Source organism: Lentzea albida, from assembly GCF_900111005.1.
Taxonomy (GTDB): Bacteria; Actinomycetota; Actinomycetes; order Mycobacteriales; family Pseudonocardiaceae; genus Lentzea; species Lentzea albida.
The window spans coordinates 188,507-201,055 of sequence record NZ_FOFV01000016.1 but is presented as its reverse complement, the minus strand read 5'-3'; the positions used below and the strand labels follow the sequence as shown (position 1 = coordinate 201,055).

Here is a 12,549-nt window from a genome sequence, read left to right as displayed (position 1 = left end):
AGACGCTTTTGGCTGGATAGGTGTGACACCCGATGGCTTTCGAAAGGAACCCAGACCATGTCCGACCAGCCGTTTGAAGGCCAGCGAGTCGTCGTCACCGGTGGTGGCACCGGCATCGGCAAGCACGCCGCCGTCGAGTTCGCGAAGCTCGGCGCCGCGAGTGTGATCATCACCGGCCGCCGCAAGGAGCGGCTGGACGAGGTCGCCGAGCTGCACCCGAACATCGTCCCCGTGGCCGCCGACGTCACCACGGCCGAGGGCGCGCAGGCCGTCGCCGACGCCGTCGAGACCAACGGCGCCAAGCTGGACGTGCTCGTGCACAACGCCGGCATCTTCCGCAACACCCTGGCCGAGTACTTCGACGAGAAGGCCAGCAACGAGCTGCTCAACATCAACCTGCTCGGCCCGGTCCGCCTCACCGGCGCGCTCTACCAGTTCCTCGCCAAGCCGGGGGGCAACATCGTGTTCGTGTCGTCGGTCGCGGGCCACAACCCCGAGCCCGGCGCGGCGCTGTACGCGGCCAGCAAGGCCGGCATGCACAGCCTGACGCTCACTTGGGCGCGCGAGCTGGCCCCGCTCGGCATCCGGGTCAACGCCGTCGCGCCGGCCGGCGTGCGCACCGAGGTGTACGCGGCCAACGGTCTCAACGAGGAGGAGACCGACGGCATCTTCGCCACGCTGGCGGACATCATGCCGCTGGGCCGCACCGGCACGGTCGAGGACATCACGCCGTGGATCACCCAGCTCGCGAGCCCCGCCAGCTCCTGGGTCACCGGCCAGATCATCACGATCGACGGCGGCCAGGACCTCACCGCGGGCACCGACCACCTGTTCATGTCGTGGTTCCGCTCGCGCATCGAGGGCGACGCTGCCTGACCTGCGTCCTTCCCGTCCTGAAGCGGTCGTCACCGGTAACCTCCGGTGACGGCCGCGTTTCCGCGTTTCCCGTGCTTTTACAGAAAGGCCTTCCCGTGCTGGACCGCCGCGCGATCAACCGAGCCACCCTCGCGCGCCAACTCCTGCTGCAGCGCCACGACCTCGGCGTGCTCGAAGCCACCGAGCAGCTCGTCGGGCTGCAGGCGCAGCTGCCCTTCCCGCCCTACATCGGTTTGTGGGCACGCCTGGAGCACTTCGACCGCGACGAGCTCTCGAAGCTCATCCTGGACCGCCAGATCGTCCGGTCGTCGCTCATGCGCTACACCATGCACCTCGTGACCACGACGGACCTGCTGTGGCTGCGGCCGTTGCTCCAGCCCGTCCTCAACCGCGCGCAGAAGGGCTTCTTCGGCCGCGAGACCGAGGGCCTGGACCTCACCGAGATCGCCGAACACGGCAAGAAGCTGTTGCGCGGCAAGGCCCTGACGCAGGTGCAGCTGCGCGAGTCGATGAGCGAGCGGTTCCCCGGCCGCGATCCGCTGGCGCTCGCGTACTCCGTGCAGTACCTGGTGCCGCTGGTGCACGTGCCGCCGTGGGGCAAGGGCGGGTCGGTGCCGTCGACGCTCGCGGAGCCGTTCCTCGACCGCGAGCTCACGAAGGACCCGGACCCGAAGCACCTGGTGCGCCGCTACCTCGCCGCGTACGGGCCGGCCACCGTCAAGGACCTCCAAGCGTTCACCGGGCTGACGTTCATGGCCAAGGTGTTCAAGGACATGGGTCCCGAGCTGGAGGTGCTGCGGTCCGACACCGGCCAGGAGCTCTACGACCTGCGCGACGCACCTCGGCCGGAAGGGGACACGCCGGCGCCGGTCCGCTTCCTGCCCGAGTACGACAACCTGATGGTGTCGCACTTCGACCGCACCCGCGTGATGGACGACGACATCCGCAAGAAGGTCTGCGTCGGCGCGGGCATCGCGGCCACGCTCCTGGTCGACGGGTTCGTGCACGGGATCTGGAAGCTCAAGGAGCAGAAGAAGACCGCGACCCTGACGCTGACGCTGTTCAAGCCGTTGTCCAAAAAGGACCTGAAGGTGGTCGAGCAGGAGGCCGACGCGCTGATGCGCTTCGCCGCTCCGGACGCGACGACGCGGGAGCTCGTGGTCGGGTGAAGCTCTCCGCACGGCAGTTGAACCGGGCGCTGCTGGCCCGGCAGTTCCTGTTGGAACGCAGCGAGAAGGCACCTCTGGAGGTCGTGGAACACCTGGTGGGCATGCAGTCCCAGGTCCCGCTGTCGCCGTACGTGGGCCTGTGGTCGCGGGTGAGCGGTTTTCAGCCCGCCGCCCTCGCCGCCACCCTGGAGGACCGTTCCGCGGTCCGCCTCGTGCTGATGAGGGGCACGATCCACCTCGTGAGCGCCCGCGACGCACTGTTGTTGCGGCCGTTGCTGAAACCCGTGCTGGACCGTGTGAACTTCACCGGCCACAACGGGAAGCAGATCGCGGGCATCGACCCCGAAGAACTCGCCGAGCACGGCCGTTCGTTGCTCGAAGAGGAACCACGCACGCGTGAAGACCTCGGCAAGCTGTTGCAGGAGCGCTGGCCCGGCCATCAGGCGACCGCCCTGGCGTACGCGGTGCAGCTGCTCGTCCCGCTCGCGCAGATCCCCCCGCGAGGCGTCTGGGGCGTCGCACAGGGCCGGGGCGACCACGCCACGCTGCACACCTGGCTCGGCGCCGAGTCCCTGCCCGCACCGTCGATCACCGAGGTGGTGTCCCGCTACCTCAGGGCGTTCGGACCGGCGAGCGTCCAGGACGCGCAGACGTGGTCCGGTCTCACCAGGTTGTCCGAGGTGTTCGACCGGTTGCCGCTGCGGCGGTTCACCGACGAGAACGGCAGGACGCTCTTCGACCACGAGGACTCGCCGCGGCCGGACGAGGACACCCCGGCGCCGCCGCGGTTCCTGCCCGAGTTCGACAACGTCGCGCTCTCGCACGCCGACCGCACCCGGATCACCTCCCCCGGCTTCAACGGTTCGTCCACCCGCGGCGGCTTCACCGTCGACGGGTTCGTCAGCGGTACCTGGAAGGTGGCGAAGGGAACCCTGTCGCTCTCCCCGTACCAGCGGCTCCTGAAACGAGACAGCGCGCTGGTCGAGGCCGAGGGACACCGCCTGCTGGAGTTCGTGGCGCCCGGTGCGGACCACGCCGTGATCTTCGAGTGAACCTGGAGCGAGCTGCGGTTTTCTGGCCGGTATGACGACGATCGCGCTGCCGGACGGATTCCGGCCAGAGTCGATGACGATCGGGCCCGGTCCGTTCGCGTACTTCGGTTCGCTGGCCGACGGGTCCATCTACCGCGCGGACCTGATCACCGGCGAGGGCAGGCTGATCCACCCCGGCCCCGGCACCGCCTCGGCCGGCGTGAAGCTCGACCGCAGGGGCCGCCTGTTCATCGCGGGCGGCTTCGCGGGCGACGCGCACGTGATCCACGCGGCCTCCGGCGCCACCCTGGCCTCCTACCCGCTGGCGGGACTGGTCAACGACTTCGCCCTCACCCCGACCGCCGCGTGGGCGACCGACTCGGTGCTGCCGGTGCTGTGGAAGCTCCCCCTGGGCGGCAACGGCGAGCTGCCGGAGCTCGACGAGGTCTCCCAGCTGCCGCTCAGCGGTGACATCGAGTACCTCGAGGAAGGTTTCAACGCCAACGGGATCTGCCAGACGCCGGACGGCACCGCGTTGCTCGTCAACCAGTCCAACACCGGCGGACTGTTCCACGTGGACACGGCCACCGGCCGCGCCACGAGCGTCGACCTCGGTGGTGAGGACCTGATGGACTGCGACGGCATGGTCCTCGACGGCGACCTGCTGTACGTGGCGATGGGCGTGCGCAACGAGGTCGTGCTCCTGCGGCTCAACCACGAGGGCACGGTCGGCAAGGTGCTGCGGCGGGTGAGCGACCCGCGGTTCGACATCCCCAGCTCGCTCGCGTTGCACGACGACCTGCTGTACGTGATCAACGGGCGGTTCACGACGGAGGCGACGCCGCAGACGAGCTACACGTCGGTGGCGATCCCGCGACCGAAGCCGTGAGGCACCAGCCCTGCCCACGCAGGCAGGGCTTCCCGTTCCCGCCACGACGAAGGCCCCGGCCACCCGGCCGGGGCCTTCCTCCCGCTCCACCTCAGGCGGCGGACACGACCTCGTCGTACTCGAGCCGCGGCGACCGCGGCCACCAGGCGTTCTCACCGGGCTTGCCGATGTTCATCACCAGCAGCACCTTCTGCTTGCCGTCCGGGAAGAACTCGCGGTTCACGGCCTCCGCGTCGAACCCGATCATCGGCCCGGCGTTCAGGCCGGCCGCCCGGATGCCGAGCAGGAAGTACGCGGCCTGGAGCGTGCCGTTCTGGATCGCCGACGCCTCGCGGATCGCGGGGTCCGCGAACATGTCCTTGGCCTCGGGGAAGTGCGGGAACACCCGCGGCATCAGCTCGTGGAACTCGAGGTCCGCGGCGAGGATCGCGACCAGGGGCGCCTGCGCGACCTTGGCGCCGTTCGGGCCGTACATCGTCTTGACCAGGCGCTCGCGGGCGTCGTCGGTGCGGATCAGGACGATGCGCAGCGGCTGCTGGTTCATCGACGTCGGCGCGTACTTCACCAGGTCGTAGACGGCCTGCAGGGTCTCGTCGGAGACCGGGTCGGACGAGAACGTGTTGGCGGTGCGGGCTTCCCGGAACAGCAGGTCCTGGGCGGCGGCGTCCAGCTCAAGCGACATTGCGCGACTCCTCGATCAGTACCGCGGAGACGTGCTCCGCGAGCATCATGGTGGGCAGGTTGGTGTTGGCTGCGGGCACTTCCGGGATCACGGAGGCGTCGGCGACCCAGAGGCCGTCCACGCCGAGCACCTGCCCGTCCGGTGACACCACGGACCCCATCGCGCACGTGCCCACCGCGTGGTGGTACGTGCCCGTGTTCGCGAAGATCCACCGGTCGAGCGCCTGGTCGTCCGACAGGTCCGCGGGCGGGCTGTTGAGCGGCGGACCGTCGATCTCCCCGGCGAACGGCTTGGTGCCGATCAGGCGCAGCAGGTCGCGCACACCGGACCGGATCAGCGCTCTGTCCTCGTAGGACCGCAAGAGGCCGAGATCGATGTGCGGCGCGTCGGTCGGGTCGGCCGAGCGCAGCCACACGCGGCCGCGCGAGGTCGGCTTGAGCAGCGCCACGGAGATGATCAGGTTGGCGCCGGTCGTCTCGGCGGGCGACGGGGCGCCGGGCAGGAACTGCAGGCCGGACGGCGTCGTGGCGACGGCCTGGTACAGCGCGGGACCGCGGCCCATCAGCTTCACCGTGACCAGGGGGTGGTCCTGCAACCCCTGCCCCACCGGCAGGTCGGCCACGACCGAGATGCCCAGGGCGGACAACGCCGTGGCGGGCCCGATCCCCGACCGCATCAGCACCGCGGGCGAGCCGTACGCGCCGGCGGCGACCACGACCGTCGAGGCCGACACCGTCTCACCGCCGAGCAGCACCACGCCGACCGCGCGGCCGTCGCGCACCAGGACCTTGCACACCAGCGAGTTCGGCCGGATCGTCAGGTTCTCCCGCGACCGGGCGGCCGCGAGGTACGTGACGGCCGTGCTCTGCCGCACGCCACCGACCTCGTTCAGCGGCACCGGGCCGGCGCCGACGGCACCGGGCGCGTTGTGGTCCTCGAGCCGCTCCATGCCCAGGGAGACGGCGGTCTCGATGAACGCGCGGTTCGTCGAGGTCATGTCGTCGGAGGGCCGGCGGATCGGCACGACCGACTCGACGGTCTCGAAGTAGGACCGGGCCCGGTCGAACGACCAGTCGCCCGGCCACGCGTCGTAGTCGGAAGGCGCGCCGCGCAACGCGATGCACGCGTTGACCGCCGAACAACCGCCGACGATCTTGCCGCGCGGCAGGTTCAGCGGCTCTCCGCCGATCTGCGGTTCCGACCGGTACATCCAGTTGTGCGTGGGGCCCGCGGCGGGGTCGTCAGGTCCCGCTTCCAGCAGCAGCACGCGCCGCGAGGGGTCCTCCGACAGCCGTGCCGCCAGAACGCCGCCCGCCGAGCCGCTGCCGACCACGATGACGTCGAAGTCAGCCATGGCCCCAAGTCAGCCAGTGCGCCCTGCAACCGCGCTCGCACGTGCCTTGAGGTGGCTCAGGCACCTCTCAAGGCAGCCGAAGCCGTGCGGGGGGACGGTGGAAACCCCACTGTGCAAGGCATAAGGAGATCCGTATGAGCGCCGAAGCGATTCCGACGACGTCGCGGGAGCTGCGCCTGGTTTCGCGTCCGGCGGACCGGCTGACCCAGGAGAACTTCGAGCTCGTCGAGGTGCCGACGCCCACCCCCGGCGACGGCGAGGTGCTGGTGCGCAACGAGTGGATGTTCCTCGGCTCGGTGTACCGCGACCTGATGAACGAGGAGACGGCGCTGCCGATCCCCAACTACGAGATCGGCAAGACCCCGTGGTGCACCACCGTCGGCACCGTCGTGGTCTCCCACAACGAAGAGCTGCCGGTGGGCACGTTCGTCCTGCACTACGAGGGCTGGCGCGAGTGGGCCGTCGTGAGCCCCGGCTTCGGCGTGAAGAAGCTCGACCGCTCGCTGCTGCCCGGCGCGGAGTACTACCTCGCCAACGGCCCCACGGCGTGGCGCGGCATCGTCGAGATGGCCGGCGCCGGTGAGGGCGACATCGTGTTCGTCTCCGGTGCGACCGGCGCGGTCGGCACGCTCGCCGGGCAGATCGCGAAGGCCCGCGGCGCCAAGCTCGTCATCGGCTCCACCGGCAGCAAGGAGAAGGTCGACTTCCTGCTGAACGAGGCCGGCTTCGACGCGGCGTTCGACTACCACGACGGCCCGGTGCTGGACCAGCTGCGCGCGCTCGCCCCCGACGGCATCACGGTGTGCTTCGACAACGTCGGCGGCGACCAGTTCGAGGCCGCCGTCGAACACGCCCAGCCCGGCGCCCGGTTCGCCCTGTGCGGCGCGCTGAGCGGCCAGATCGGCGGCACGGACGGCGACCACCCGCGCCTGGCCCTGATGCGCGCCATCGCGAAGCAGCTGACGTTCAGGGGTTTCGCCACCTTCGACACCGAGGAGCAGCTGGCCGCGTGGAACCAGCAGTTCTCCACGTGGCTGAAGGAGGACAAGATCTCCTTCGCCCACACCGTCGTCAAGGGCGGCGTGCCGTTCGCGGCGGAGGCGTTCATCGGGTTGCTGGACAAGAAGTACGCGGGCACGGTCGTGCTCCAGCTCAACGACTAGAGGACAACGCAGAAGCCCCCGGCTCGCGAGCCGGGGGCTTCTCCACGTCCGGGGTTCAGACGCCCGCGAGGGCCTCCAGCTCCGGCACCAGCGCGGCCGGGGACGGCGCGCCGTGGATCTCGGCCTGCAGCGCCAGCGACGCCTCCTTGGCCTCGGGCTTGTGGATCAGCTCCTCCAGGAGGTCCTGGATGAACGACACGTCCTGCTGCTTCTCCGTGCCCTCGACGAACGCGCCGGCACCGGTCGCCTCGAGCCGCTCCGCCCACGGGAAGTGGTCGGCGAACTGCGGCAGCACCAGCTGCGGCGTGGCGGCGTTCAGCGCGGTGAGGCCCGTGCCGGAACCGCCGTGGTGCACGATCACCGAGCACGTGCGCATGAACAGGTTCAGCGGCAGGTGCGACGACGAGATCACCTTGTCCGCGATGACCGAGTGGTCCTCGGCGTCGATCCCGTTCGGCACGGCGAGGACGACCTCGACGTCACCGAGGCGCGCGATGGCCTCGTAGACCCAGCCCAGCACCTTGCGCATGCCGAGCTCCTTGGGCATGGAACCGAAGGACACGCAGATGCGCGGCTTCGACGGCTCCTCGAGCGCCCACGCCGGCACGGCGCCGAAACCGTTGGACGGCAGGTACCGCACGGGGCGGCCCTGCTCGAGGCCGGGCAGCTGGAACGACGGCGGGCACGGGTCGATGGTCAGCTCCGGTTCCGGAAGGCCGGTCAGGCCCATCTGCTGCGCCACCGGGTCGAGGACCATGTGAGCGGTCTCCTCGAACGCCTCCGTGAGCGGGTCGACGCCCCAGCGGTGCCGCACGACCGGCACGCCGAGGATGCCGCCGAGCAGCCGCCCGGACAGGTCCATCGGGTCCGACACGATCAGGTCGGGCGCGAACGCCTTGGCCTTCTCCAGCAGCAGCGGGAGGACCTCCGCGGTGCGACCGGCGGGGCCGTAGGCGATGTTGCCCCAGAACTGGCGGTCCGGCCGCGGCAGCGCCTCTGCGGGGGAGGCGTTCTCGCCGGCCTGCTGGATGATGCCCTGCAGCATCATCTTCTGGTCCTGCTCCTCGCCGAGGGCGATCGCGTCGAGGCCGGTCGACTTCACGAAGGGCACGAGGTGCTGGGGTGTGGTGACGACGACCTCGTGACCGGCACCGCGCAGTGCCCAGCTCAGTGGGACGATCGGCTGCAGGTGCCCGCTCGCCGGCCACGTGCTGATCAGTACTCGCATTGCCGTTGCTCCTTCATCCGGCTGACGGTAGGACTTCGAGTGGCACGCCGGTCGTCGCGCTGAGGTAGCGGTCGACGACGCGCCGGTAGTAGTGGGGGCCGAAGCCCAGCTCGCGCACGACGGGTGCGAGGCGGGTGAGCTTGGCCAGGGAGATGTCGTGCCGCGCGAACGCGTCGCGGTAGCTCTTCCGCAACGGCACGCGCAGCCTGTTCTCGAGGTGTGCCACGACGTCCTCGACCGGGACGGGCACGCCGCTGGCGACGTTGACGACCTCGTCCGACACGCGGACGGTCAGCATCGCGTCGAGCAGGCGCACCACGTCGAGGACGTCGACGAGGTCGCGGTGCGCGCCTCGCCAGACCTCGATCTCGCCGGACCGCACCTGCGCCACCAGGGTGGGCATCATCTGGTGCGGCGGCTGTTCGGGACCGACGAGATGTCCCAGGCGCAGCACGAGGTGCGCCACCCCGGAGGCGCGGATCAGCGCCTCCATCGCGAGCTTGTGGCGCCCGTAGGCGTTGCCCGGGTAGACCGGTCCGTCCTCCGTGCCGGGCGAGTCCGGGGATCCGTACATCGCGGCGGACGCGGTGGAGAAGTAGACGAACATCTTGCCTTCCGCGCGGCACCTGCCGATCGCGTCGTGCAGGATGCCGGTCTCGCGGCCGAACTCGTCCGACGACGTGGCGACGGTCGAGGAGGATCCGGCCGCGAACGCGACGACGTCATGATGCTTTCCCGCGATTCGGGCGAGGTTCGTGGCGAGGAAGCCACGTCCGATGACGTCCATGGAAGTCCCTTACTGGGAGATGTCCTGTTCGCTGCGGACACCGATGTGCTGCACCAGGAGGCCGTCGCGGCCCTCGAAGTAGTGCGCCTGCGCGTAGGTGAACCGCGTGCCGACGGGTGCGGCCTGGCCTTCCTCGGTCTCGATGCCGGTGAAGCGGACGCGCAGCACGACGGTGGTGCCCTCGGCGACGGCCTGCTGCACCTCCCACTTCGCGTCCTTGAACCGGCGGTTGAGCCACAGGATGTGCTGCCGCACGCCCTCGGGACCGTCCGGGAACATCCCGGGAGGGCCCGTGACGTCGAGGAACTCGTCGTGGATCAGGCCGTCGACCAGGCTGAGGTCCTGGGTGTTCAGCGCGACCTGGAGCTTGAGCGCGAGGTCCTTGTAGTGCTCGCTGATCGACTTCTTGTACGTCGCGGCCAGCGCGACGTCCAGAGAAGGTTCTGCCACCGCGGTCATTGAGTCTCCCTCGAAGATTTCTTGAAAAGAGCCCACTACGTGCGGAAGGCCCGCCGATCGCGAGATCGGCGAGCCTTCCGGACAATTCAGGTGTTGCGCTTACTTCTTGGCGTCCGCGTTCCAGTCGGCCGCGGCCTTGTCGGCGGTGTCGCCACCACCCCACTGCGCGGCGGCTTCGGCACTCCACTCGCCACCGCCGTCACCGCCCTCCCAGGCGCTCGGGTCCCAGGCGGGCTTCGGCATCTTCGGCAGGAAGAAGATCAGCCCGGCCGCGGCGAGTTCCAGTGCCACGACCACCCAGATGCTGGTCTCGATCGCCGGCAGGTAGCCGGATCCGCCCACCACCGCGAAGAACACGGTGCCGAGGACCGCGACGCCGAGGGCGCCACCGAACTGCTGCACGGAGGTCAGCGTGCCGGACGCCGAACCGGTCTCGTGCGGGTCGACGCCCGCGAGGATCAGCTCGAAGAACGGCGCCATCGCGAGACCCATGCCGATGCCCGCGAAGAACAGCGACGGGGACATCGCCCAGCCGCCGACGTCCGGGCCGCCCAGCTTGATCGTGAGGTAGAACGCGACCAGGCCGAGGATCATGCCGGTGAGTCCGATGTGGATCAGGCGGCGGCCCAGCTTGGCGGCGAGGCCCGCACCGGACGCGGCGAAGCCGAACGTCGAGCCGATCGCCTGCGGCAGCACCGCGAGCGACGCGCCGAGCGCGGTGAACCCGAGGCCCAGCTGCAGGTAGATGCTGAGCACCAGCGAGAAGCCGGTGAGCGCCGAGAACAACGCGAGGCCCGCCACCAGACCGCCGTTGAACGCCTTCTTCTTGAACAGCGACGGCACGACGAGCGGCTCGCCGCCGTTCTTGTCGCGACGGCCCTCGTACCAGCCGAACACGAAGAACGTGATCACACCGGCCACGATGGACACGAAGGTCCACGCCGGCCAGCCCTCCTCACGTCCCTGCACGACCGGGACGACGAGCAGCGCGGCACCGCCGGAGGCGAGCAGCGCTCCGACGAGGTCGAGCTTCTTGGCCGTCTTGTTGGCCTTGGGGAACGTCTTGATGGCGCCGATGATCGCCAGCAGGCCGAGCGGCAGGTTGATCAGGAAGATCGCGCGCCAGCCGGTTCCGAACAGGTCGAGGTTGATCAGCCAGCCGCCGAGGATCGGGCCGCCGATGGTCGCGAGACCGAGGATCGGGCCGTAGGCGCCGAACGCCTTGGCCATCTCCTTGGGCGGGAACACCTCGGTGATGACGCCGAGGCCCTGCGGCAGCATCATCGCGCCGAAGAGGCCCTGCAGCACGCGGGCGACGACCAGCACGCCCGGCGTGGTCGCGACGCTGCACAGCGCCGAGGCCAGCGTGAAGCCCGTGGCGCCGACGATGAACATCTGCTTCTTGCCGAAGATGTCACCGAGCCGGCCGCCGATGATCAGGCCGCACGCCATGGCGAGCGTGTAGCCGGCACCGAGCCACTGGATGAAGGTCGCGCCACCACCGATGTCCGCCACGATGGACGGAGCGGCGATGACCGTGATCAACGAGTCGAGAATGTCCATCGCGGTGGCCAGCAGGATGACACCGAGTGCCAGCCAGCGCCATTTGAACGGCTCACCCTGGTTCGCGTTGGCACCGGGCCAACTCTGCGCACCTGAATCCGGCGCCGCGTCGATGTTCTGGGTCATAGCTCCTCACTCAGTTTCTTCCGCTGCGCCGACGGCGCGGTGACGGACGAAGTCCTCGATCACCGGCACTACCGCGCCGGGCGAGGGCATTTCCTCTATCGCTTGTTTCAACTCGCTCGCGCGATCGGTGTAGGACGCGTCCTCCAGCAACGCCCGGCAGGCCTCGAGGACCTCGGCCGGTTCCACCTCCTGCGACTGCAGCTGCCTGGCGGCGCCGAAGTCGCAGAGGCGTTGCGCGGAATCCCGTTGCTCCGCCATGACTCCCGGAGCGAGCAGCTGAGGGAGTCCGGCGATCAGGGAGGACATGGTCGATCCCCCACCCGCGTGGTGCACCGTGAGATCACAGGCGGGCAGCACGGAGGTGAGCGGCATCCACCCGGCGGCGACGACGGCGTCGGGCAGCGGAGCGAGCTTGGCGACCGCCTCGTCCGGCATCGCGAGCACGAGCTCCACACCCAGCGAGGGCAGGGTGCGGACCAGCTCGTTGAAGATCGCCGGGCCCGCGGGGGAGTTCGGCAGGATCGTGCCGAGCGTGATCATGATGCGCGGGCGGTCGCGTTTCTCGAAGACCCACGAGGGGACCGGGGCGGGGGTGTCGTACTGGACGCACCGCATCGGTTGTCCCGCAACGACGTTGTCGCGGACGTCCGCGGGGTGGATGATCGCGGGACACGTGTCCAGCACCAGGTCGGGGTGCGGCAACGCGTCGAACCCGAGCTTCTCCAGCTCGGGCGCGAACTCCTGCGCGGTCCAGCCGTCGATGTCGGAGCGGTACCCGATGCCGATGCCGTTCTCGAACCACGGGATCCCGTGGAGCTTCGCGGCGACACCGGCGGAGAACGCGTGCGCCTCGCCGATGATGGCGTCCGGTTTCCACGCCTCGGTGATGGCGAGCATGCCGTCGAGAGTGCGGGCGGCGAGCCGGCCGAACCCGCGGCCGACCTGCTCCAGCAGGCCCTCCTCGGTGCTCGCCTGTGCCAGCGGGTTGCCCGCGCGGTCGTGCAGCATGACCTCGCGCATGTGCATGGGGCCGTACGTGGCCACATGCGGGAGCCCGGAGCCGTTGACCGTGGCGGCCATGCTCTCCGGGCTCGCGACGAGCACCTCGTGACCCGCGGCCCGCAAGGCCCACGCCAGCGGGACGACGGGGAAGTAGAGCCCGAACGACGGACCGCTACTCACTAGGATCTTCATGGTGACCACGCTATTCAAGCCGGATCGG

General features: G+C 69.7%; 12 protein-coding genes. 5 read left to right on the top strand and 7 right to left on the bottom strand.

What is annotated here, in order from left to right; all coding sequences use genetic code 11:
- The first annotated feature begins 57 nt into the window (after positions 1-57).
- From BMY74_RS33255 to BMY74_RS33240, 4 genes are all read left to right on the top strand, one after another.
- Positions 58-876 (top strand): SDR family NAD(P)-dependent oxidoreductase, encoded by an 819-nt coding sequence (locus BMY74_RS33255; protein ID WP_089922460.1) that lies wholly within the window; start codon positions 58-60, stop codon positions 874-876.
- A gap of 95 nt (positions 877-971) precedes the next feature.
- Positions 972-2,045, top strand: a complete 1,074-nt coding sequence (locus BMY74_RS33250) for a winged helix DNA-binding domain-containing protein (protein ID WP_218159823.1) — start codon at positions 972-974, stop codon at positions 2,043-2,045.
- Positions 2,042-3,097: a winged helix DNA-binding domain-containing protein gene (locus tag BMY74_RS33245; RefSeq protein ID WP_089922458.1), complete on the top strand. Its 1,056-nt coding sequence runs from the start codon at positions 2,042-2,044 to the stop codon at positions 3,095-3,097. Before BMY74_RS33250 ends, BMY74_RS33245 begins: the two co-directional genes overlap by 4 nt.
- A 31-nt stretch (positions 3,098-3,128) precedes the next feature.
- On the top strand, positions 3,129-3,965 hold the full coding sequence (locus tag BMY74_RS33240; RefSeq protein WP_089922457.1) for an SMP-30/gluconolactonase/LRE family protein: 837 nt from the start codon (positions 3,129-3,131) through the stop codon (positions 3,963-3,965).
- A 91-nt stretch (positions 3,966-4,056) separates the two neighbouring features.
- Here BMY74_RS33240 and BMY74_RS33235 read toward each other — a convergent pair whose 3' ends face one another.
- Both BMY74_RS33235 and BMY74_RS33230 read right to left on the bottom strand, forming a co-directional pair.
- Positions 4,057-4,647: a malonic semialdehyde reductase gene (locus BMY74_RS33235; protein ID WP_089922456.1), complete on the bottom strand. Its 591-nt coding sequence runs from the start codon at positions 4,645-4,647 to the stop codon at positions 4,057-4,059.
- On the bottom strand, positions 4,637-6,001 hold the full coding sequence (locus BMY74_RS33230; RefSeq protein WP_089922455.1) for a GMC family oxidoreductase: 1,365 nt from the start codon (positions 5,999-6,001) through the stop codon (positions 4,637-4,639). Before BMY74_RS33230 ends, BMY74_RS33235 begins: the two co-directional genes overlap by 11 nt.
- A gap of 134 nt (positions 6,002-6,135) precedes the next feature.
- On the opposite strand from BMY74_RS33230, the gene BMY74_RS33225 reads away from it, so the two are divergent.
- Positions 6,136-7,164 carry an MDR family NADP-dependent oxidoreductase gene (locus BMY74_RS33225; protein WP_089922454.1) on the top strand — a complete coding sequence of 343 codons (1,029 nt, stop codon included), beginning with the start codon at positions 6,136-6,138 and terminating at the stop codon, positions 7,162-7,164.
- A gap of 55 nt (positions 7,165-7,219) precedes the next feature.
- On the opposite strand, the gene BMY74_RS33220 is transcribed toward BMY74_RS33225, so the two are convergent.
- The 5 genes from BMY74_RS33220 to BMY74_RS33200 all read right to left on the bottom strand — a co-directional run bounded on the left by BMY74_RS33220 (position 7,220) and on the right by BMY74_RS33200 (position 12,521).
- Positions 7,220-8,392: a nucleotide disphospho-sugar-binding domain-containing protein gene (locus BMY74_RS33220; protein ID WP_089922453.1), complete on the bottom strand. Its 1,173-nt coding sequence runs from the start codon at positions 8,390-8,392 to the stop codon at positions 7,220-7,222.
- A 13-nt stretch (positions 8,393-8,405) separates the two neighbouring features.
- On the bottom strand, positions 8,406-9,179 hold the full coding sequence (locus tag BMY74_RS33215) for an NAD-dependent epimerase/dehydratase family protein (RefSeq protein WP_089922452.1): 774 nt from the start codon (positions 9,177-9,179) through the stop codon (positions 8,406-8,408).
- 9 nt (positions 9,180-9,188) lie between these two features.
- Entirely contained in the window at positions 9,189-9,638 is a 450-nt protein-coding gene (locus BMY74_RS33210; RefSeq protein ID WP_089922451.1) for an ester cyclase, read from the bottom strand.
- A gap of 99 nt (positions 9,639-9,737) precedes the next feature.
- Positions 9,738-11,327 (bottom strand): MFS transporter, encoded by a 1,590-nt coding sequence (locus tag BMY74_RS33205; RefSeq protein ID WP_089922450.1) that lies wholly within the window; start codon positions 11,325-11,327, stop codon positions 9,738-9,740.
- A gap of 6 nt (positions 11,328-11,333) precedes the next feature.
- Entirely contained in the window at positions 11,334-12,521 is a 1,188-nt protein-coding gene (locus BMY74_RS33200) for a nucleotide disphospho-sugar-binding domain-containing protein (protein ID WP_143091791.1), read from the bottom strand.
- Positions 12,522-12,549: the final 28 nt, after the last annotated feature.